Source organism: Bacteroides muris (ex Fokt et al. 2023) (assembly GCF_024704895.1).
GTDB lineage: Bacteria > Bacteroidota > Bacteroidia > Bacteroidales > Bacteroidaceae > Bacteroides > Bacteroides muris.
Window position 1 is genome coordinate 1 of the sequence record NZ_JAMZEE010000025.1, and the last position, 20,202, is coordinate 20,202.

At 47.4% G+C, this 20,202-nt stretch carries 22 protein-coding genes, 2 tRNA genes and 1 pseudogene; 13 read left to right on the forward strand and 12 right to left on the reverse strand.

Going from position 1 to position 20,202, the window contains the following annotated elements; translation table 11 throughout:
• Window positions 1-154: 154 nt before the first annotated feature.
• The 3 genes from M1B78_RS11010 to M1B78_RS11020 are packed head-to-tail and all read right to left on the reverse strand — an operon-like array spanning window position 155 to window position 1,024.
• On the reverse strand, window positions 155-379 hold the full coding sequence (locus tag M1B78_RS11010; protein WP_257940683.1) for a hypothetical protein: 225 nt from the start codon (window positions 377-379) through the stop codon (window positions 155-157).
• A 20-nt stretch (window positions 380-399) separates the two neighbouring features.
• Window positions 400-750, reverse strand: a complete 351-nt coding sequence (locus M1B78_RS11015) for a response regulator transcription factor (protein WP_057254182.1) — start codon at window positions 748-750, stop codon at window positions 400-402.
• Window positions 751-754: 4 nt separating this feature from the next.
• The gene (locus M1B78_RS11020) at window positions 755-1,024 is read right to left on the reverse strand and encodes a hypothetical protein (RefSeq protein ID WP_257940684.1); all 270 of its coding nucleotides are present in this window, start codon (window positions 1,022-1,024) and stop codon (window positions 755-757) included.
• A gap of 97 nt (window positions 1,025-1,121) precedes the next feature.
• On the opposite strand from M1B78_RS11020, the gene M1B78_RS11025 reads away from it, so the two are divergent.
• Window positions 1,122-1,517 (forward strand): hypothetical protein, encoded by a 396-nt coding sequence (locus M1B78_RS11025; RefSeq protein ID WP_057254178.1) that lies wholly within the window; start codon window positions 1,122-1,124, stop codon window positions 1,515-1,517.
• 185 nt (window positions 1,518-1,702) lie between these two features.
• Here the strand turns inward: M1B78_RS11025 and M1B78_RS11030 are convergent.
• Window positions 1,703-1,918, reverse strand: a pseudogene (locus M1B78_RS11030) (helix-turn-helix domain-containing protein); the annotation flags it as partial.
• A gap of 396 nt (window positions 1,919-2,314) precedes the next feature.
• Between M1B78_RS11030 and argR the strand changes: the two are divergent.
• From argR to M1B78_RS11055, 5 genes are read left to right on the forward strand one after another with little or no spacing between them, the layout of a single operon-like run.
• Entirely contained in the window at window positions 2,315-2,788 is a 474-nt protein-coding gene (argR, locus tag M1B78_RS11035; protein WP_136008975.1) for an arginine repressor, read from the forward strand.
• A 35-nt stretch (window positions 2,789-2,823) separates the two neighbouring features.
• Window positions 2,824-3,381: a GNAT family N-acetyltransferase gene (locus M1B78_RS11040; protein ID WP_005825115.1), complete on the forward strand. Its 558-nt coding sequence runs from the start codon at window positions 2,824-2,826 to the stop codon at window positions 3,379-3,381.
• A 13-nt stretch (window positions 3,382-3,394) separates the two neighbouring features.
• Window positions 3,395-4,606 carry an argininosuccinate synthase gene (locus M1B78_RS11045; RefSeq protein WP_257940685.1) on the forward strand — a complete coding sequence of 404 codons (1,212 nt, stop codon included), beginning with the start codon at window positions 3,395-3,397 and terminating at the stop codon, window positions 4,604-4,606.
• On the forward strand, window positions 4,603-5,571 hold the full coding sequence (gene argC, locus M1B78_RS11050) for an N-acetyl-gamma-glutamyl-phosphate reductase (protein ID WP_257940686.1): 969 nt from the start codon (window positions 4,603-4,605) through the stop codon (window positions 5,569-5,571). The genes M1B78_RS11045 and argC overlap by 4 nt, the downstream gene beginning before the upstream one ends.
• Window positions 5,572-5,575: 4 nt before the next feature.
• Entirely contained in the window at window positions 5,576-6,697 is a 1,122-nt protein-coding gene (locus M1B78_RS11055) for an aspartate aminotransferase family protein (RefSeq protein WP_136008972.1), read from the forward strand.
• A gap of 244 nt (window positions 6,698-6,941) precedes the next feature.
• Here M1B78_RS11055 and M1B78_RS11060 read toward each other — a convergent pair whose 3' ends face one another.
• Complete coding sequence (locus M1B78_RS11060) at window positions 6,942-7,382, reverse strand: DUF6078 family protein (RefSeq protein WP_136008971.1); 441 nt, start codon at window positions 7,380-7,382, stop codon at window positions 6,942-6,944.
• 140 nt (window positions 7,383-7,522) lie between these two features.
• Between M1B78_RS11060 and proC the strand changes: the two genes are divergently transcribed.
• The 4 genes from proC (at window position 7,523) to M1B78_RS11080 (ending at window position 12,008) form a co-directional block, all read left to right on the forward strand.
• Window positions 7,523-8,296: a pyrroline-5-carboxylate reductase gene (proC, locus tag M1B78_RS11065; protein WP_136008970.1), complete on the forward strand. Its 774-nt coding sequence runs from the start codon at window positions 7,523-7,525 to the stop codon at window positions 8,294-8,296.
• Window positions 8,297-8,321: 25 nt separating this feature from the next.
• Complete coding sequence (locus tag M1B78_RS11070) at window positions 8,322-8,876, forward strand: helix-turn-helix domain-containing protein (protein WP_257940687.1); 555 nt, start codon at window positions 8,322-8,324, stop codon at window positions 8,874-8,876.
• Between the two features lie 7 nt (window positions 8,877-8,883).
• Window positions 8,884-10,539 (forward strand): AMP-binding protein, encoded by a 1,656-nt coding sequence (locus tag M1B78_RS11075; RefSeq protein WP_257940688.1) that lies wholly within the window; start codon window positions 8,884-8,886, stop codon window positions 10,537-10,539.
• A 218-nt stretch (window positions 10,540-10,757) separates the two neighbouring features.
• A complete protein-coding gene (locus tag M1B78_RS11080; RefSeq protein WP_257940689.1) occupies window positions 10,758-12,008 on the forward strand; it encodes an acyloxyacyl hydrolase in 1,251 nt (416 codons plus the stop codon).
• A gap of 357 nt (window positions 12,009-12,365) precedes the next feature.
• Here M1B78_RS11080 and M1B78_RS11085 read toward each other — a convergent pair.
• The 7 genes from M1B78_RS11085 to prmC all read right to left on the reverse strand — a co-directional run bounded on the left by M1B78_RS11085 (window position 12,366) and on the right by prmC (window position 16,551).
• Window positions 12,366-12,449 (reverse strand) — tRNA-Leu (locus M1B78_RS11085).
• Between the two features lie 22 nt (window positions 12,450-12,471).
• Window positions 12,472-12,544: transfer RNA gene (locus tag M1B78_RS11090), tRNA-Gly, on the reverse strand.
• 102 nt (window positions 12,545-12,646) lie between these two features.
• The gene (gene argH, locus M1B78_RS11095; RefSeq protein WP_257940690.1) at window positions 12,647-13,987 is read right to left on the reverse strand and encodes an argininosuccinate lyase; all 1,341 of its coding nucleotides are present in this window, start codon (window positions 13,985-13,987) and stop codon (window positions 12,647-12,649) included.
• Window positions 13,988-14,015: 28 nt separating this feature from the next.
• Window positions 14,016-14,426, reverse strand: a complete 411-nt coding sequence (locus M1B78_RS11100; RefSeq protein WP_136008965.1) for an SRPBCC family protein — start codon at window positions 14,424-14,426, stop codon at window positions 14,016-14,018.
• A 94-nt stretch (window positions 14,427-14,520) separates the two neighbouring features.
• Window positions 14,521-15,159: an orotate phosphoribosyltransferase gene (pyrE, locus tag M1B78_RS11105; RefSeq protein ID WP_136008964.1), complete on the reverse strand. Its 639-nt coding sequence runs from the start codon at window positions 15,157-15,159 to the stop codon at window positions 14,521-14,523.
• Window positions 15,160-15,241: 82 nt separating this feature from the next.
• On the reverse strand, window positions 15,242-15,718 hold the full coding sequence (locus tag M1B78_RS11110) for a regulatory protein RecX (RefSeq protein WP_176468519.1): 477 nt from the start codon (window positions 15,716-15,718) through the stop codon (window positions 15,242-15,244).
• Window positions 15,709-16,551, reverse strand: a complete 843-nt coding sequence (prmC, locus tag M1B78_RS11115) for a peptide chain release factor N(5)-glutamine methyltransferase (RefSeq protein ID WP_257940691.1) — start codon at window positions 16,549-16,551, stop codon at window positions 15,709-15,711. Before prmC ends, M1B78_RS11110 begins: the two co-directional genes overlap by 10 nt.
• Window positions 16,552-16,625: 74 nt before the next feature.
• Here prmC and ribD point away from each other — a divergent pair, with 74 nt between their 5' ends.
• The 3 genes from ribD (at window position 16,626) to M1B78_RS11130 (ending at window position 20,158) form a co-directional block, all read left to right on the forward strand.
• Entirely contained in the window at window positions 16,626-17,678 is a 1,053-nt protein-coding gene (ribD, locus tag M1B78_RS11120; RefSeq protein WP_257940692.1) for a bifunctional diaminohydroxyphosphoribosylaminopyrimidine deaminase/5-amino-6-(5-phosphoribosylamino)uracil reductase RibD, read from the forward strand.
• Between the two features lie 375 nt (window positions 17,679-18,053).
• Window positions 18,054-19,418 (forward strand): DUF6242 domain-containing protein, encoded by a 1,365-nt coding sequence (locus tag M1B78_RS11125; protein WP_176468522.1) that lies wholly within the window; start codon window positions 18,054-18,056, stop codon window positions 19,416-19,418.
• A gap of 5 nt (window positions 19,419-19,423) precedes the next feature.
• Window positions 19,424-20,158 carry an isoprenyl transferase gene (locus M1B78_RS11130; RefSeq protein WP_136008984.1) on the forward strand — a complete coding sequence of 245 codons (735 nt, stop codon included), beginning with the start codon at window positions 19,424-19,426 and terminating at the stop codon, window positions 20,156-20,158.
• Window positions 20,159-20,202 lie beyond the last annotated feature (44 nt).

The following is a 20,202-nucleotide window of genomic DNA, read 5'->3' on the forward strand; positions in this document are numbered from 1 at the left end:
TCCCAATATTTATCATCAAGACGATAATATCAAAGAGAAAGAGAATTCGGTAAGATCCGGATGCTTTCCGCATTGCCAGACACATAGTATCAAAGTGACCACCAGCGCAATCAGCAATATCCATAAAAAAACAACTGTCATCATCAACCTATCTTTACTGATTCATTATGACCATGGCATTGATAGCCCTGACCATCGCTTCATTGACACACTCCTTGTCCGGCTCTTCATACTCCAGCAATACATCCACTTGCGTATCGCCGTTGGCATCTACATGTCTGGAACCGATTTCGACATTCACCGGAACCGCCTCTTCGTGCACTATCTCGATAAGGTATGCAAGAACCTTGTTGTGCATTGTCAGATTTTCACTCGTCATAACTAATAGTATTTAAATAATTAAACAATCTCTTTTAAACGCACATAAACCTCTGTCCTGGCCTTTCTTGACCGATTACGACAATAAGTATCTCCAGAAGTAAAATCATTGAGAATCACTAAAATCAGCAAGGCAACTGCACCAATGGTACGTTTTAGAGGAGACAATTCAAAACTGATATTGAAATGCGTACAGAACCACCAAGCAGACAATTCATTAATCTTGCCTATATGAAGTTTTTGATATATCCTGCGAAGAATATTATCCACTGTATAACGAGAAATCCCAAGGTCACAAGCCACCTCTTTTTGGGAAGCCCCCCAAGCTATACGTTCTGCAATCTGTGCTTCCCGTTCTGATAATGCAGTCATACCATCATAATTTTTGATTCTCCGGAACAATATCCCAAATATCAGTTACTCCGTATTTTTGAAGAATAGCCGTGATAACTTCATACTTTGACATGGAAATATCCACAATGCCATTATTAAGCAAATGCGAAAAATAGGTGTAACGCGTAATATTCAATGTTGACATCAAAATACGGCGAACTTCATCTTTCTGAGCTATAGTCACTTGCCGATAGCCTTTTTTAAAGTAATAGCGTTTTTTCGCTATTGCAAGAGTTTCGATTTCTTTGTACATTTGTTTCGTGTGATTTGAATTACAATGCAAATATAGCGAATATACTATTCAATAATATTGCATAAACAGATAATATATTAATCAATTAACAAAGATTATGAAAAAGAAGTCTGGAACATCAGTTATTCAGCAGCGATTATTTGATATATGCGATGAAATGGCTGTATCACGCAGGGCTTTCTCTATGAATATTGGTAAATCAGCATCCTATTTAACAAACTTAGTGGATGATATAACCACTGAAGTTCTAAATAATATATTCGTCAAATATCCACAGATTAACCTTATGTGGATTATTACTGGAACTGGAGATAAATTCATAAGTCCTGATCCCACAGATGTACTTTTTCAACATCTAAAAGAAGAAAACAAAGAATTAAGAATAAGAAATGAAGAATTAAACCGTGAAATTGGCAGATTACAAGAACAACTCAAAGAAACTAAAAAAGATGCCCCCGAGGAGAACGATGCAAAATGTGCCACTGCAAGTTAATCAAGTTTGGAGAAACGGAGTATATAATACCTAAATATTAACACTACATATAAGTCTATCTGGGACGAAATCGGGACAAACTCAATGTGTAATCAACGAATCAACATATTATCATTTTCTAATAACCAGCTCTTTGGCGAAGCAGATACGTGCACAATAACTCGCCTCATTCCGACAGAAAAGGCTTAACTTTTAGGAGTTAAGTCTTTTTTTGTTTTATTCCATTCCTCCTCTCCTCCGGTTTCCCGACCATAAGAGCGATACTCCAATGGAGTGAACCCCGTACGTTTCTTAAACGAGGAAAAGAAATGCTCGGTAGACTTATAGTCGAGCATAAAAGAGATTTCTTTCACCAATAAAGAAGTACCCACCAGCAATTGCTTAGCTTTACGCATTTCCAAACCATTCGAAGTAAAAGTTCCCAAAATTGTGCGCCCACTGGTAGCCCCCAAGTCGACCGCAAAAAAGCATTGTTTCATGATAATTTGTTTTAGTTGCTATTCAACGATACAAAAATAGGGGATTATCCCCCTACTTCTTGTACAGTTTTTGATTGAAAGGGTGTCAGATTTGACATTTGCATATCTATCCCATATTATATCAATACTTATCAAAGGTATACAGAAACTCTCCCAATAACGTAAAAGAACAGACAAACAAGGCTGCAACAAAGAGAACAAGAACAGTATATACAATATACCCGATGTATAAAAAGAATAAAAAAACTCTCATTTTTTGCATATTCTTTCCGAAATAATCCCTAATTTTGCGCTACTCTTAGAATAATTATACAGAAAATGAAGAAAAAAGCCAATCGGTTAGACGCCATCAAGATGATTATCTCAAGCAAAGACGTCAGTTCTCAGGAAGAACTGTTGCAAGCCTTGAGCAAGGAAGGCTTTGAACTGACACAAGCCACCTTGTCACGCGACTTGAAACAGCTGAAAGTAGCGAAAGCAGCAAACATGAACGGCAAATACGTATATGTGCTGCCCAACAACATCATGTATAAACGTTCGAACGACCAAAGTGCAAGTGAAATGTTGATGACAAGCGGATTCGTTTCACTTCAATTTTCAGGCAATATTGCCGTCATCCGTACCCGGCCCGGGTATGCCAGCAGCATGGCCTACGACATCGACAACCGGGAGTGTCCCGCCATTCTGGGTACCATTGCCGGAGATGACACCATCATGCTGGTGGTGCACGAAGCAGCGTCACATGACGAGGTACGCAGCTTCCTAGCGCAAATCATCCCGAACATTAAATGACAGATAACAACAAAAAACAAGAAATTAAATAAGAAATGGATTCGAAACAAATTGATGTGATGGTGGCTGACGCCTCACATGAAGTTTACGTGGACAAGATTTTGGATACCATCCGGGAAGCTGCCAAGGTACGCGGAACAGGCATCGCAGAACGCACGCACGAATACGTAGCTACTAAAATGAAAGAAGGAAAGGCCATCATAGCCTTGTGTGGAGACGATTTTGCCGGTTTCACCTACATAGAGAGCTGGGGCAACAAGCAATATGTAGCAACCTCCGGTTTGATAGTACACCCCAAATACCGGGGACTGGGACTGGCAAAACGTATCAAGACTGCCTCTTTCCGCCTGGCACGCCTACGCTGGCCCAATGCCAAAGTTTTCAGTCTCACCAGTGGAGCTGCCGTTATGAAAATGAATACCGAGTTGGGGTACGTGCCTGTCACCTTCAACGAATTGACCGATGACGAATCATTCTGGAAAGGTTGCGAAGGTTGTATCAACCATGATATATTGGTAGCTAAGAACCGTAAATTCTGCATCTGCACAGCAATGCTTTACGACCCGAAGCTGCACGAAGAGGATAAAATATAAAAATACTAAGGATATGGAAAAGAAGAAAAAAGTGGTAGTCGCATTCAGCGGCGGTTTGGATACCTCATTTACGGTGATGTACCTTGCCAAAGAAAAAGGGTACGAAGTATATGCAGCTTGCGCCAATACGGGTGGCTTCAGTGCTAAACAGTTGAAGACAAATGAAGAGAATGCCTACAAACTGGGCGCCAAAGAATACGTCACCCTCGACGTGACGCAGGAGTACTACGAGAAAAGCTTGAAATACATGGTATTCGGCAATGTTTTGCGTAATGGTACCTATCCTATCTCTGTTAGTTCCGAACGTATCTTCCAGGCATTGGCCATCGCACGTTATGCCAACGAAATTGGCGCGGATGCCATCGCCCACGGTTCTACGGGTGCGGGTAACGACCAGATTCGTTTCGACATGACTTTCCTCGTCATGGCTCCGGGCGTGGAAATCATCACGCTGACGCGCGACATGGCACTGAGCCGCCAGGAAGAGATTGATTATCTGAATGAACACGGCTTTGCTGCCGACTTCACCAAACTGAAATACTCCTATAACGTAGGTTTGTGGGGCACCTCCATCTGCGGTGGCGAGATTCTGGATTCCGCGCAAGGATTGCCTGAAAGCGCTTACCTGAAACACTGCACCAAAGAGGGCAGCGAGCAGTTGCGCCTCACTTTTGAGAAAGGGGAACTGAAAGCTGTGAACGACGAAACATTCGACGACCCCATCAAAGCCATCCAGAAGGTGGAAGAGATTGGTGCGGCATACGGCATTGGTCGCGACATGCACGTAGGCGATACGATTATCGGTATCAAAGGTCGCGTAGGTTTCGAAGCTGCCGCACCTATGCTGATTATCGGTGCACACAAGTTTCTGGAGAAATATACCTTGAGCAAATGGCAGCAATACTGGAAGGACCAGGTAGCCAACTGGTACGGCATGTTCCTGCACGAAAGCCAATATCTGGAACCGGTAATGCGTGACATCGAAGCCATGCTGGAATCCTCGCAACGTAACGTGAACGGTACGGCTATCCTTGAACTTCACCCGCTCTGCTTCTCTACCGTAGGTGTAGAAAGCAAAGACGACCTTGTGAAAAACAAATTCGGCGAATATGGCGAGATGCAGAAAGGATGGACGGCAGAAGACGCCAAAGGTTTCATCAAAGTAACCTCTACGGCACTGCGCGCTTATTATTCAAATCATAAAGACGAGAAGGAGGGCATATGATTAAAGTAGGAATCATCGGCGGAGCCGGATATACGGCAGGCGAACTGATACGTTTGCTGCTCAACCATCCGGAAGCGGAAATCGTTTTCATAAACAGCTCAAGCAACGCCGGCAACAAAATTACCGACGTACACGAAGGCTTGTACGGCGAAACAGACTTAGTATTCACCGACGAACTGCCGTTGGATGAGATTGATGTACTCTTCTTCTGCACCGCACACGGCGACACGAAGAAATTCCTCGAAAGCCACAACGTGCCCGAGGAACTGAGAATCATCGACCTCTCCATGGACTACCGCATAGCCTCTCCCGAACATGATTTCATCTACGGCCTACCGGAGCTGAACCGCCGTGCCACCTGCAAAGCGAAGCACGTAGCCAATCCGGGCTGCTTTGCCACCTGCATACAGCTGGGTTTGCTGCCGCTTGCCAAACATCTGATGCTGAGCGATGTTATCATAGTGAATGCCATTACCGGAAGTACCGGTGCCGGCGTGAAACCGGGTGCCACAAGCCACTTCAGTTGGCGCAACAACAACATGAGCGTCTACAAAGCTTTCGAGCACCAGCATGTGCCCGAAATCAAGCAATCGCTCAAACAGCTGCAGAACAGTTTCGATGCGGATATTGACTTCATCCCCTACCGTGGCGACTTCCCGCGCGGTATCTTCACCACAATAGTGGTGAAGACCAAAGTGGCCCTGGAAGAAATCGTCCGCATGTATGAAGAATACTACGCCAAAGATTCCTTTACACACATCGTGGAGAAGAATATTGACCTGAAGCAAGTGGTAAACACCAACAAGTGCCTCATCCATCTGGAGAAGCATGGCGACAAACTGCTTATCATTTCCTGCATCGACAACCTTCTGAAAGGTGCCAGCGGACAAGCTGTCCATAACATGAATTTAATGTTTAACCTGGAAGAGACCGTAGGATTACGGTTGAAACCTTCTGCATTCTAAAAAAATGAATTTATTCGACGTATATCCCCTCTTTGACATCAACATCGTCAAAGGAAAAGGCTGCCATGTATGGGACGAGAACGGTACCGAATACCTCGACCTCTACGGTGGCCATGCAGTCATCTCAATCGGACATGCACATCCACATTATGTAGAGATGGTGAGCAACCAAGTTGCTACGTTAGGATTCTACTCAAACTCAGTAATTAACAAGCTGCAACAGCAAGTGGCAGAGCGCCTGGGAAAGGCCTGCGGCTATGACGACTACTCGCTGTTCCTCATCAACAGCGGTGCCGAGGCCAATGAAAACGCCTTGAAGCTCGCCTCCTTCCACAATGGCCGCACCCGTGTGATATCCTTCTCGAAAGCATTCCACGGACGTACCTCACTGGCAGTGGAAGCGACGAACAATCCTAAAATCATCGCTCCCATCAATAACTGCGGACACGTCACCTATCTCCCGCTGAACGACACCGAAGCCATGAAGGCCGAATTGTCCAAAGGAGATGTCTGTGCGGTGATCATCGAAGGCATACAAGGCGTAGGAGGCATCCAGTTGCCGACAGACGAATTCATGCAGGCTCTCCGCCAGACCTGTACGGAACACAACACGGTCTTGATTCTTGATGAAATCCAAAGCGGATACGGACGCAGCGGCAAGTTCTTCGCCCATCAATACAACGGCATCAAAGCCGACATCATCACCGTGGCCAAAGGCATCGGCAACGGTTTCCCGATGGCAGGTGTACTCATCAGTCCAATGTTTACACCAGTCTACGGGCAACTTGGAACCACTTTCGGTGGAAACCACCTGGCTTGCAGTGCCGCTCTTGCTGTGCTGGACGTCATAGAACAAGAAAATCTGATAGAAAATGCAGCACAAGTCGGTGACTTCCTGATGACAGAACTGAGAAAGTTCCCGCAAATCAAGGACGTTCGCGGACGAGGACTGATGATAGGACTGGAATTTGAAGCCCCCATCAAAGAACTGCGTACAAAATTGCTGAAAGAGCAGCATGTATTCACCGGCGTAAGCGGCACGAACGTACTCCGCCTGCTGCCTCCTCTTTGCCTCGGCATGGACGAAGCAAGGGAATTCCTGGAACGTTTCAAAAAAGTACTTTAAAATTCCGGCTCTTTCATTCCGGAAGTCAGAAAGAGTTGTCGGTCTTTAACTCCTTCTGACTCCCGGAATGCCCTTCTCTCATCGCTCCGGGTCTTTAGCCTCCCATACCCAGCCCATTTCCCACTACGACTGAAAGCGTTTCCCTTTCTATGGGAAACGCTTTCAGTCGTAGTGGGAAATGAGTTCCACCCCGGACAAAAATGGTGGAACCGATAACCCGTTCATACATAACGAAGTAACAGAATCAGGCTTTCCAATCGTAATTTTCCGTATAGCGGTCGTAAAGGGGAGCCGTCTCCACGCCTTCACGAAGGAAGAGCGCCGCTATCTTCTCCTGCTCTTCCACGGAAAGAGGGCGCTCTTGATGCAGGATGCGGTAGTAAGTAGGCTTGGAAAAGGAGTGGCGGACACGGGTCATCAGGCCCCGCGCAATGCCATAGGGCACTTCGTTGCACAAGCGGGACACGCCCCACGCCAGACGTATCTTGTCCGCCGGACGAAAATGCCTGCAACGGGTGTCGCCCATGGGATAGGCCGCAGGATTGAGACAGGTGACAAACTCCACCCCGGCGGGTGCATGAACCGCCGCCAGCCTGCGCAGGCAATGCTTGCCGTACGGACAGGCCTCATTAAAGCAATGGGCATATTTCGGGGGCACAAGGCCGTAATCAAACCCGTTATCCATAAACGTTTCTTTTATTATTAGGAAGACAAATATAGCCATAATCTTCCATTCGGCTTTACTTTTTGCCATAAACTTGTCACATTCAGTGATAAAATACATATCTTTGCCCTTCGAAAAGTATTCAGAATAAAACCATCGACATGAAAGCAGCCATCATCGGAGCCGGAAACATGGGCAGTGCCATCGCACGCGGCATGGCAAAGGGAAGTATCGTGCCCGCCACAAGCATCACCGTATCGAACCCCTCACAAGGCAAACTGGACAGGCTGAAAGCCGCATTTCCCGCCCTGCAAGTGACCCGCGACAATCGCGCGGCCGCCAAAGGCGCCGACATGGTGATTCTGGCTGTGAAGCCCTGGCTGATAGAACCGGTCGTCAAGGAGCTGGGCATAGAGGCGGACACCCTGGTGGTGTCCGTAGCGGCAGGCATCTCCTGCGGGCAATTGGCGGGCTACACCGGGAACCTCGGCCAGCCCGTATTCCGCCTCATCCCCAACACCGCCATCAGCGAAATGCAGAGCATGACCCTCATCACCGGAAACAACACCACCGACGAACAGCGCAAACTGATGCTGGACATCTTCTGCGAAATGGGAATGGCCTTATGGCTGCCCGAAGAAAAAATGGCAGCCGCCACAGCCATGACCTCCTGCGGCATCGCCTACGCGCTAAAGTACATCCAGGCAGCCATGCAGGCCGGCATCGAGCTGGGCATCTACCCCAAAGACGGCATGCGCATGGTAGCACAGTCCCTGAAGGGAGCAGCCGAGCTGATTCTGAACAATGACACGCACCCCAGCATCGAGATAGACAAGGTCTGCACCCCCGGAGGAATCACCATCAAGGGAATCAACGAACTGGAGCACGAAGGTTTCACCTCTACCGTGATAAAAGCGATAAAAGCAAGCAAATGAAAACCCATTTAAAACAAATATAATTATGGACGAACAGATCAGACAAATAGCCGAACGCCTGCGCGGACTGCGCGACGTATTGGAACTGACTGCCGACGATATCGCCCGCAACTGCGACATCTCCGCAGAAGAGTACCGCCTTGCCGAAACCGGAGAATTCGACATCTCCGTCAGCATGCTGCAGAAGATAGCACGGCACTACGGCATATCACTGGACGCACTGATGTTCGGGCAAGAGCCCAAAATGAATTCCTACTTCCTGACACGTGCCGAAAAAGGAACCAGTATAGAACGTACCAAGGCATATAAATACCAATCGCTGGCAGCCGGTTTCATCAGCCGCACGGCAGACCCGTTCATCGTGACCGTAGAACCGAAGCCGGACAGCGAGCCGATACATTACAACAGCCATGCCGGTCAGGAGTTCAACCTCGTACTGGAAGGCCGTATGATGGTCAGCATCGACGGCAAAGACTTAATCTTAAATGAAGGAGACAGTCTGTACTTCAACTCCAAACTGCCGCACGGCATGAAGGCGCTTGACGGAAAGACAGTGAAATTCCTGGCAGTAATCATGTAATAAAGTTATGGTAGAAAGATTTTTATCTCAAACATCCTTCACCTCACAGGAGGACTTCATCAAGAACCTGAAGATAAACGTACCGGAGAATTTCAACTTCGGCTACGACGTGGTGGATGCCTGGGCAGCCGAGCAGCCCGACAAACCCGCACTGTTGTGGACCAATGACCAAGGCGAATGCCGGCAGTTCACCTTTGCCGACATGAAACGGTACACAGACATGACGGCTTCCTATTTCCAAAGCCTCGGCATCGGCCGTGGAGACATGGTGATGCTGATACTGAAACGCCGTTACGAATTCTGGTTCAGCATTGTGGCACTGCACAAACTCGGTGCAGTGGTGATTCCCGCCACCCACCTGCTGACGAAGAAAGACATCGTATACCGTTGCAACGCCGCAGACATCAAAATGATAGTCTGCGCCGGCGAAAGCATCATCACCGACCATATCACGGCAGCCATGCCGGACTCTCCTACCGTGAAACATCTGGTAAGCGTCGGACCGGAAGTTGCCGAAGGATTCGAAGACTTCCACAAAGGTATCGAGGCCGCCGCTCCTTTCGTGAAACCGGAACATCCGAACACGAACGACGACATCTCCCTGATGTACTTCACCAGCGGTACTACCGGAGAACCCAAGATGGTGGCGCACGACTTCACCTATCCGTTGGGACATATCGTCACCGGCAGCTTCTGGCACAACTTGAAAGAGAGCAGCCTACACCTCACCATTGCCGACACCGGTTGGGGAAAAGCTGTGTGGGGAAAGCTATACGGGCAATGGATTGCCGGCGCCAACGTATTTGTATACGACCACGAGAAATTCACTCCCGCAGCCATACTGGAGAAGATACAAGATTATCACGTCACGTCGCTTTGTGCGCCGCCCACCATCTTCCGATTCCTCATTCACGAAGACCTTACTAAGTACGACTTATCCAGCCTGGAATACTGCACCATCGCCGGAGAAGCATTGAACCCCGCCGTGTTTGATACCTTCAAGAAGTTGACGGGCATCAAGCTGATGGAGGGCTTCGGACAGACCGAAACGACCCTTACCGTTGCCACCATGCCGTGGATGGAACCGAAACCCGGCAGCATGGGATTGCCAAATCCGCAATACGACGTAGACCTGATAGACAACGACGGCCGTTCTGTGGAAGCCGGTGAGCAGGGACAGATTGTAATCCGTACCGGCAAAGGCAAACCGCTGGGATTGTTTAAGGAATACTACCGCGATGCCAACCGCACCCACGAGGCATGGAACAACGGCATTTACTACACGGGAGACGTAGCCTGGAAAGACGAAGACGGCTACCTCTGGTTCGTGGGCCGCGCCGACGACGTCATCAAAAGTAGCGGCTACCGCATCGGCCCGTTCGAAGTGGAAAGTGCATTAATGACCCACCCAGCCGTAGTGGAATGTGCCATTACCGGTGTGCCCGATGAAATCCGCGGCCAAGTGGTAAAAGCTACGATTGTGTTGGCAAAAGAGTACAAGGCACGCGCCGGAGAAGAGCTTGCCAAGGAGTTACAGAACTACGTGAAGAAAGTGACGGCTCCCTACAAATATCCGCGTGTCATCGAGTTCGTCGATGAACTCCCCAAAACCATCAGCGGGAAAATCCGCCGTGTGGAAATCCGGGAGAACAACCGGAAATAATACTCGTCACCCGGCATCTGAACCATAAGGCAGCATCCGGACGAATGAATAAGGAGGGGATAAGATTGAAGTCTGCCATTCTATTGATGATTTCTGTTTTACCCCCTCTTTTACAGACAGTTGCCTCATTGTGAACACCAAAAGGAGGAAAAAACTATATTTGCACGAAATTAAACTTCACTTGGAACATTTATAAACAAGAAAGACCGACACGGCATATGAAAAATAGAATGCAGATATGGAAAATACTGGCTTTCTTAGGAGCGGCACTTTCCTTGTCTGATACAATATACGCCCAGCAGTGGACATCCGATAGTCATTCGGAATACAAACGGGATACACTCCCTTTCTCACAGCGCTTCATCCATAGATTAGGCGTAGAAGGGCGTGCCGGATATATTTTTCAGACCAACCCTTTTCTGGAGTACTTCAACCACCAATACAAGGCCATGAAAAATGCCTATGTCGGTCATCTGAAATACTCCTTCCAACTCCGTCCGCACACCGCTGCCGACCAAGCCTATATAGGAGCCTATCAAGGAATCGGGGTCGGCTATTTCAACTTCGGCAATCCGGAAGAGCTGGGCAACTCGCTGGCCGTCTACCTGTTTCAAGGGGGACGCATCGCCCGATTCAGCCCCCGCATATCCTTGAACTACGAATGGAACTTCGGCGCATCTTTCGGCTGGAAACCCTACGACGGCCAAGACAACCCGGAGAACCAGATTATCGGCTCGAAAGTGAATGCTTATCTCAATGTGAACCTTTACTTAAAGTGGGCGCTCTCCCCCAAATTCGACCTGATGATAGGAGCTACCGGAAGCCACTTTTCCAACGGAAATACCCAATATCCCAACTCCGGTCTGAACACGGTGGACTGCAAAGTGGGGCTAGCATACAACTTTAACCGCAGAGCGGATGAGCTCACCCAGTCATGGCAACGCCCTATCATTCCTCCATTCCCCCGCCACGTCAGCTACGACCTGACTTTGTTCGGCTCCTGGCGAAAGAAAGCAGTGGATCATGAGGGCAGTAGTGGCCAGGTACCCGCACCCGGCACTTACAACGTGTTCGGTTTCAGCTTTGCACCCATGTACAACTTCGGTTATAAGTTCCGTGCCGGTGTGGCTCTGGACGGCGTATACGACCACAGCGCGAACATGAAGGAATCGTACGATGAAGAGAACGGCTTCCATACTCCGCCCGCCAAGAAGCAGATGGCATTGGGCTTATCCGCCCGCGGAGAACTTGTCATGCCCTACTTCACGGTAGGTATCGGTCTGGGGGCCAACATTCTGCACGGTGGTGGTGACATGAAGTCTTTCTATCAGATTCTTGCCCTGAAAATAGACGTAACACGCAATTCGTATCTCCATATAGGATATAACCTCCGGGAATTTCATGAGCCCAATTATCTGATGTTGGGCATCGGCTATCGGTTCAACAACAAACGCCCCAAGCTGTTCTGAACAATAAAGAGGAAGCTATTCATATAAATTCTTTCTTTCATCGGTAAGCACATGCCAATAAGGAAAAACAAAGTGTTCTCCACAATAAGAACAACTTGTTCCATTAAGGAAAACACTTTGTCCGCTACGGTTTATAAATATTTATCCACTCCATTTGCACAGCGTACCGTCTTCCGTTCATCCAGCATTCTCATATACTGCAAATTCTTAGCTTTATTGTACAATAAAATAGAAAAGCTTGGATACGGATGTTTCAGAACCGCAACAAATTCTTTCTTCTAAAGCACTCATATCCAACGAATAACAGAGACAAAAGAAAAGGGACGAACCGTGAAAAACACGATTCGTCCCTTAGAGTACTCGAAGCGGGACTTGAACCCGCACAGCCGCAATGGCCAAAGGATTTTAAGTCCTTCGTGTCTACCATTCCACCATTCGAGCATCCTAAGAAAGGGAAAAAGAGAGCGGAAAACGAGACTCGAACTCGCGACCCTAACCTTGGCAAGGTTATGCTCTACCAACTGAGCTATTTCCGCATTTGGATAACGGGTGCAAAGATAAACAGTTTTCCCGTTTCTGCCAAATTTTTTTTTATAAAAGTACAGTACTCGAACCGGGACTTGAACCCGTAGAACCTTTTACCTGCCCAGCAACTCTTTCTCTGCAGCTTGCATGGTAGCAAAATCGAAGCCCTCTACCACTTTCTGCATCAAGGCAGAGATATCATCGTTGCAAAGGTTTCCTATACTGCCTTCATGGGTATGGTGTACTTCTTTGCTATGCGAAAAGTTCCCGGCTTCAATATCCAGTCCCACCTTCTTGTAGGCATCGCGAAAAGGCATCCCTTCACGTGCCAAACGGTTGACTTCCTCCACACTGAAAATAAGCAGATACTTGTCATCATCAAGAATATGCTCGTTTACATTGATTTCATTCATAATGTAAGTTGTCATCTGCAGACAGTCTTTCAGTTCCTGAAAAGCAGGCAGAAAGACCTCTTTGATAATCTGCAAGTCACGGAAATAGCCGGAAGGAAGATTGTTGGCTATCATCATAATCTGCTGGGGAAGGGACTGCAATTTGTTGCACTTGGCACGCGTCAACTCAAAGACGTCCGGGTTCTTCTTGTGAGGCATGATGCTGGAACCGGTAGTGCAATCATCCGGCAGCTTCACAAAACCGAAGTTCTGACTGTTGAACATACATGCGTCAAAAGCCAATTTCGATATGGTTCCGGCCACACTGGCAAGGGCAAAAGCTACATTACGCTCCATCTTGCCACGCCCCATCTGGGCATACACTACGTTGTAGTTGAGGGAATCAAATCCCAAAAGACGGGTAGTCATCGTACGGTTCAGCGGGAATGAGGAACCGTATCCCGCAGCAGACCCCAAAGGATTGCGGTTGCACATCTTGAAAGCAGCCTGAAGGAACATCATATCGTCCACCAGGCTCTCGGCGTATGCCCCAAACCAAAGTCCGAAAGAAGACGGCATGGCTATCTGCAAGTGTGTATAGCCCGGCATCAGTACATCCTTGTAGCGTTCGCTCTGCATAACCAGCACATGGAACAATTGTTCCACAGCTTCCGCCACCTCCTTTATCTCTGTACGGGTAAAGAGCTTCAAATCGAGCAACACCTGGTCGTTACGCGAACGTCCGCTGTGTATTTTCTTACCTATATCACCCAAGTTACGCGTCAGCATAAGTTCCACTTGCGAGTGAACGTCTTCCACTCCCTCTTCTATCACAAATTCTCCGCGCTCGGCCATTGCATAGATTTCCTTCAATTCGGCCAGCAATTGCCGCAGTTCTTCTTTCATCAACAAACCAATGCTTTCAAGCATCGTGATGTGCGCCATGGAACCCAACACATCGTGCTTTGCCAAATAAAGGTCCATTTCACGGTCACGGCCTACCGTGAAGCGTTCGATATCTTTATTTACCTGAATGGATTTTTCCCAAAGTTTCTGAGCCACGTTGTTTCTAATGATTAATAGTTAATAATTAATATTGTATCATCGCCAACATATCTGCCATTTTCTCCAGTCCTTCCTGCAAAGGCTTTTGTACCATAGTCTTCATAAACGGGTTTATATCCATGCCGATGGTAAGCTTCATTTTGCATTCAGTTTCGGTAACGGGTACAATCTGTATCCACAGATTGAAGGGCAACGGTGAAGTGGTTGTTGCAAACTTGATACACTTGCAAGGTTCCTTTTCCACAATTTGTAACGTAATCTTTCCTACAGGAGCCACTTCTATCGTTATGCTTTCTGCATCAAAACTAAAACTCTTCACATTGTTTTCAGGCAAACGGTCTTTCACTTTCTCCAGATTGCTCAGGTCGGAAAGCTTTTCATAAACAGCTTCTTGTGAAGCCGGTACAACTTTCACTCCACTCTCAAATTTCGTCATAATCAGTCGTATTCAAAAAGAAAAAAAGAACTATCCGGACAGAATCTATCCGAATGGCTCTTTTATCCATATCAATATTTTTACAAATAAGTTCTTATTTTCCAGATTCCCAATGTGCAGGGTCTTTACGCCATTCATTCAGAGTCTCCACATCTCCTTCCTCGATATAGCCCGTACGCAGTGCCACTTCCAGTACAGCCTCGTAATTGGTCAGTGTCACCAAAGGTACTTTGGCATCCTTAAATGCCTTCTCAGCAACTGGGAAACCATAAGTATAGGCAGCCACCATACCGATGACCTCACATCCGTCACGACGGATAGCTTCTACAGCCTTTAAGCTACTTCCACCCGTAGAAATCAAATCTTCCACGACTACCACCTTCATACCGGGACGAAGTTCACCTTCAATCAAATTCTCCAGTCCATGGTCTTTCGGAGTGGAGCGTACATATACAAATGGCAGGCTCAATGCATCGGCCACCAAGGCACCTTGCGGAATAGCTCCCGTTGCCACACCGGCAATGGCATCCACCTGTCCGAAACGTTCCAAAATCAGACGCGTAATTTCAATCTTCACGAAATTACGGAGAGAAGGATAAGAAAGGGTTTTGCGGTTATCACAATAAAACGGAGACTTCCATCCGGATGCCCAAGTAAACGGGTTAGCCGGTTGTAGCTTAATCGCTTTTATCTTCAGCAACTTCTCTGCAAACAATCTTTCTAAAGTTTTCATAGCAAAACTAATCTATATATGATAAATATGGCGCAAAAATACGGAAACAGAATGAGAATTAAAAAGAGAAAGCCGATAATTTTCATTCGGAGTAGTCATTTTCCCCTGAAACCTCTATGCAACGACATATATCCTTCATTTCGAACCCCCTGCTCAAGGCAAAACGCATCAATTTACCATTCAGTTCATACTCATTTTCGGCACGGACGCTTTTACGCTTTGCCGCCAGCAGCTTCTGCAGAACAGAGTGGTATTCTTCTTCATCAATCTCGTTCAAATAGGGCCAATAGACAGACGAAGATATCTTTTTCAACTGGAGCGCCTGCCTTATCTTCATCTTGCCCCATTTGGCAAAACGGTATTTGTCGTTGATGAAAGCACGACAGAAGCGCTCTTCATCAATGTACTTTTCTTGCTCCAAACGATTGATGATACGGTCTATGGCATCATAGGCAATGCCCCAGCGTTGCAGTTTTTCTGCAATCTCCGCCCGGCAATGCTCGGCAGTGGAGCAATATGCCGCCACTCTGTTCAAAGCTTCTGTTTCAGTTATTTCCATCGTTCTGCAATTACGTACCGGTCGTTGCCGGAGATATCTTTTCGGATACGGACATTCGCATAGCCTTGCTTGCGAAGCATCGAAGCGACAGCCTCTCCAAATGCCCGGTTAATTTCAAAATAGAGTTGGCCGCCGGCCGTCAGCATTCTCCGTCCCAGTTCACCTATACACCGATAGAAACGGAGCGGGTCGCTGTCCGGAACAAACAAAGCCTCCGAAGGTTCCCAGTTCAAGACATTAGGCTCCATGTCCCGCTTTTCTGTTTCCGTAACATAAGGTGGATTACTGACGATTACATCAAAACAGTCATCCTCAGCAGGTTGATACGTCAGGACATCACGCTGTACAAATTGTACGGAAGCCTGCAGCAAACGGTTATTACCGTCGGCTATGGCAAGAGCTTCTCCGGAAATATCCCAAGCGGTTACTTCCGCCTCCGGCAACTCCTTAGACAAAGTGACGGCAATGCACCCGCTTCCGGTACCAATGTCGAGAATACGGGAAGCCGGAGCGATTTCCTTCAACATCGCCTCCACCAGTTCTTCCGTTTCAGGACGGGGAATAAGTACCCCCGACGCCACCTGAAAAGTACGTCCCAGGAAACGGGCAGCACCCTGCACATACTGTATGGGCTCAAAATTGCACAGACGGGAAAGAATGCTTTCCAATTCCCTTTCATTGTTTGGAGATAAAATCATATCTTTGCCCAGGTAATAGTCAATATTACTCTGACCAAACATTTCACAGCAGACAATACGCGAAAGGTTGGCCGCCTCCCGGGGAGGATAGCACTCCTGCAAAGCGCTGCGGATATGTGAAACGGTTACATTCATTCGGAGTCCGGTTTTATTCGGGCTGCAAAAGTAATCATTAATTTTGATTATTCAACCAAAAGATAAGCAAGGACATGAATTCAGAAGAAGAGAAATACATGCTGCGGTGCATCCAACTGGCACGAAACGGGCAATGCAATGCAGCGCCCAACCCGATGGTAGGAGCAGTAATAGTATGTGACGGGAAAATCATAGGCGAAGGATACCATGTGCGCTGCGGAGAAGCCCACGCCGAGGTCAACGCCATCCGTTCCGTGAAAGACACATCCCTACTGAGGCAGTCCACCATTTACGTCAGCCTGGAACCGTGTTCGCACTATGGCAAAACTCCTCCATGTGCAGACCTCATCATCGAGAAGCAGATTCCACGCATCGTCATCGGGTGCGGAGATCCTTTCTCCAAGGTTGCGGGCCGGGGCATACAGAAACTGAAGGATTCCGGACGTGAAGTTATTGTCGGAGTGCTGGAAGCAGAATGTCGGCAGCTCATCCGCAGGTTCATCACCTTCCATACTTTGCGACGCCCCTACATCACCTTGAAATGGGCGGAATCTTCAGACGGATACATCGATTACTCCCGCACGGACGGCAAACCAATCATTCTCTCCAGCCCGCTGACCTCAATGATGGTGCACAAAAAACGGACAGAGCACAGTGCCATATTAGTAGGTACCCGTACGGCTGAACTGGACAATCCCGGCCTGAATGTCCGCCATTGGCATGGTCATTCACCGGTACGTATCGTGCTGGACCGGCAACAAAAGCTATCCCCCAACCTTCACCTATTTGACGGTAGCGTGCCGACCCTCGTTTTTACAGAAGCCCCGCACGCTCCGCTACCGAATACAGAGTATCTGCCGGTCAGCGACTACCGGCAGAACATACTCCCCGAAATCATGGAAACGCTGTATACACGCGGATTACAATCCCTTTTGGTAGAGGGTGGCAGCCAAACGCTCCAATCCTTCATTGATGCCGGACTGTGGGACGAAATCTTTGTAGAAGAAGCCCCGTGCCTCCTACGCTCCGGAGTCAAAGCACCCAAAGTCAGCGACAGACATCCTTTTATGAAAGAACATTTCTTTAATAGAAATTTTCGCCATTATACGGCCGTAAACAAAATCTAGAAGCGTGCTTCAATCCTGTTCAGTATTATCCCAAAGATTCCAAGAACGGATTGGCACACACTTTCCAAACAGTCTGCCATCAGCTTTGCGCCGCCCTCTTTCCGCGTCTGTTCCGTATCATCATAGTGTACGGGGGCGGGCAAGGAAAAATGAGGCTACGAGGCCTTGAATGGAATCGTCCCTTCAGACCGGCACATTATGTGCCACATGTTTTTCAAACATCGTAAAAAATCATCAACAGCCTCATTCCAGGACTTTTCTATCGGGAAAAACAATCTTATTATCTATAATTTTATATAAAACTTCTACGTAAAGCTGTTTATAGAAAAAAATGTTCCTATTTTTGCAACTTGTAAATAAACACTAACTTTCAAAATGAGAATAAAGTTTCTATCAGTAATTGCGAGTTTTCTTATTGTGTCATTTGCTCTAAGTTCATGCCTTGACTCTGACGACAATTATGAATTCAGCTCCGATGCTACTATACATGCTTTTGGTATTGATACCATACATGGCAAACATTACAAATTTACAATTGACCAGCTTAAAAGACTCATCTATAACAGGGATTCCTTGCCCGTAGGTTCGGATACCATCATCGACCGTATTTTAATTGATACTATGGACGTTACCGGTTGGATAACTTCAGGTTCGCCTACCGACACGGTATTTGTCATGTCGGACTCCGTAGATTTAAGACCCGCCATGAACAACGATGCCGGCATGCTATTCAAAGCACATGCCGCCGATGGCATTACAATCCGAGAATATAAACTGAAAATTAATGTACATCTGCAAGACCCGGACTCACTCGTCTGGACAGACATGCAGAAAAGAGGGAATGTATTCTCCAATACCATCAATTTAGGCCAGCAAAAAGCGGTTGTACTGGGAGATGAACTGTTTGTCTACACTTCCAACACTAGCGCCTACAGGACATCGACCGCGCCCGATGAATACAACTGGAGTGAGATTAATGTCAGCAACCTCCCCTCAGATGTAAAGCTGACATCTGCCGTAGAGTATAACGATGCACTCTATATGGTGACGAAAAGCAAAAAAGTATTCAGCTCCACTGATGGCGCCGCTTGGACAGAAGTCACCACATTGGGAGACAATGTCATAGTCCTCATCAATGGTTTCTCTGACCGGCTTTCGGGCATTGTGGAAATCAACGGAAAGCAATATTTCAATATATGTAAAGACGGAAAGAATTGGGAAGCGGAAAACACGGCTGACAACCTTATCCTTGAGGAAGTACCGGCAGGATTCCCTACCGAAAACATATCCACAACCCAGACCCGAACCGGCAATGGTGTAGAGAAGGTGATTCTGGTAGGAATGCCGCCGGTCAGTGAAAAAGAGACAATACCCTGGTTCTCATTGGACGGCAAAGGTTGGGCTAGTTTGGACAACACAATGTACGACACATATTGTCCCAGCATAGTGAACCCCGCCATCATGTTCTATGGCGGTATGCTCTATTGTTTTGGAGGAGAACTTGACGCCATCTACAGCTCCATCACGGGCATTGCGTGGAGCCAGACAGAAACCAAATTCCTGCTACCTCAGGAATTCAAAGGTAAAGGAGCGTATTCCATCATAGTGGAACCGACGAAAGACAAGACAGTGGCCCCGGCAGACAAACGGGACTTCATTTGGGTAATATTCGGCGGTAACGGAACCAAGAATGAGGTATGGCGCGGACGTCTTAACAGATTGGGCTTCGAAATACAATAATAATGATGTCATACAAGGAAGAAATCGATCTAAACCGGATACCACAGCATGTGGCGATTATCATGGACGGTAACGGACGGTGGGCCAAGCAGCGTGGACACGAACGTAGCTATGGACATCAGGCCGGTGCGGAAACTGTGCATATCATTGCAGAGGAAGCCGCTAAATTAGGAGTCAGATACCTTACTTTATATACGTTCTCTACCGAGAACTGGAATCGTCCGTCGGACGAGGTAGCCGCCCTGATGGGACTGCTCTTCGACTCCATAGAGGAAGAGACGTTCATGAAGAACAATATCAGCTTCCGAGTAATAGGAGATATTGAAAAACTGCCTGCCAACGTACAGCAACGGCTCATCACTTGTGTGGCACACACCTCCCACAACACGGGAATGTGTCTAGTGCTGGCATTGAGTTACTCTTCCCGTTGGGAAATAACGGAAGCTGCCCGACAAATGGCCGGTCTGGTACAGAAAGGTGAGTTAAAGCCCGAGCAAATTGACAGTGAACTCATATCCCGCCATCTGACAACCAGCTTCATGCCCGACCCCGACTTGCTGATACGCACCGGAGGCGAACTCCGCCTCAGCAACTACATGCTATGGCAATGCGCCTATTCGGAACTCTATTTCTGTGATACTTACTGGCCCGACTTCCGCGAAGAAGAACTACGTAAAGCCATATGTGACTATCAGAAACGCGAACGCAGGTTCGGCAAGACCAGCGAGCAAATCAATTAATCAACGGACACCCAATATAGTAAATAGTAAATTGTAAAATAGTA

Excerpts from the sequence above, each read along its gene's own strand:
- M1B78_RS11010 (WP_257940683.1), bottom strand. The coding sequence starts at position 379 with ATGACGAGTGAAAATCTGACAATGCACAACAAGGTTCTTGCATACCTT.
- M1B78_RS11015 (WP_057254182.1), bottom strand. The coding sequence starts at position 750 with ATGACTGCATTATCAGAACGGGAAGCACAGATTGCAGAACGTATAGCT.
- M1B78_RS11020 (WP_257940684.1), bottom strand. The coding sequence starts at position 1,024 with ATGTACAAAGAAATCGAAACTCTTGCAATAGCGAAAAAACGCTATTAC.
- M1B78_RS11025 (WP_057254178.1), top strand. The coding sequence starts at position 1,122 with ATGAAAAAGAAGTCTGGAACATCAGTTATTCAGCAGCGATTATTTGAT.
- argR (WP_136008975.1), top strand. The coding sequence starts at position 2,315 with ATGAAGAAAAAAGCCAATCGGTTAGACGCCATCAAGATGATTATCTCA.
- M1B78_RS11040 (WP_005825115.1), top strand. The coding sequence starts at position 2,824 with ATGGATTCGAAACAAATTGATGTGATGGTGGCTGACGCCTCACATGAA.
- M1B78_RS11045 (WP_257940685.1), top strand. The coding sequence starts at position 3,395 with ATGGAAAAGAAGAAAAAAGTGGTAGTCGCATTCAGCGGCGGTTTGGAT.
- argC (WP_257940686.1), top strand. The coding sequence starts at position 4,603 with ATGATTAAAGTAGGAATCATCGGCGGAGCCGGATATACGGCAGGCGAA.
- M1B78_RS11055 (WP_136008972.1), top strand. The coding sequence starts at position 5,576 with ATGAATTTATTCGACGTATATCCCCTCTTTGACATCAACATCGTCAAA.
- M1B78_RS11060 (WP_136008971.1), bottom strand. The coding sequence starts at position 7,382 with ATGGATAACGGGTTTGATTACGGCCTTGTGCCCCCGAAATATGCCCAT.
- proC (WP_136008970.1), top strand. The coding sequence starts at position 7,523 with ATGAAAGCAGCCATCATCGGAGCCGGAAACATGGGCAGTGCCATCGCA.
- M1B78_RS11070 (WP_257940687.1), top strand. The coding sequence starts at position 8,322 with ATGGACGAACAGATCAGACAAATAGCCGAACGCCTGCGCGGACTGCGC.
- M1B78_RS11075 (WP_257940688.1), top strand. The coding sequence starts at position 8,884 with ATGGTAGAAAGATTTTTATCTCAAACATCCTTCACCTCACAGGAGGAC.
- M1B78_RS11080 (WP_257940689.1), top strand. The coding sequence starts at position 10,758 with ATGAAAAATAGAATGCAGATATGGAAAATACTGGCTTTCTTAGGAGCG.
- M1B78_RS11100 (WP_136008965.1), bottom strand. The coding sequence starts at position 14,426 with ATGACGAAATTTGAGAGTGGAGTGAAAGTTGTACCGGCTTCACAAGAA.
- pyrE (WP_136008964.1), bottom strand. The coding sequence starts at position 15,159 with ATGAAAACTTTAGAAAGATTGTTTGCAGAGAAGTTGCTGAAGATAAAA.
- M1B78_RS11110 (WP_176468519.1), bottom strand. The coding sequence starts at position 15,718 with ATGGAAATAACTGAAACAGAAGCTTTGAACAGAGTGGCGGCATATTGC.
- prmC (WP_257940691.1), bottom strand. The coding sequence starts at position 16,551 with ATGAATGTAACCGTTTCACATATCCGCAGCGCTTTGCAGGAGTGCTAT.
- ribD (WP_257940692.1), top strand. The coding sequence starts at position 16,626 with ATGAATTCAGAAGAAGAGAAATACATGCTGCGGTGCATCCAACTGGCA.
- M1B78_RS11125 (WP_176468522.1), top strand. The coding sequence starts at position 18,054 with ATGAGAATAAAGTTTCTATCAGTAATTGCGAGTTTTCTTATTGTGTCA.
- M1B78_RS11130 (WP_136008984.1), top strand. The coding sequence starts at position 19,424 with ATGTCATACAAGGAAGAAATCGATCTAAACCGGATACCACAGCATGTG.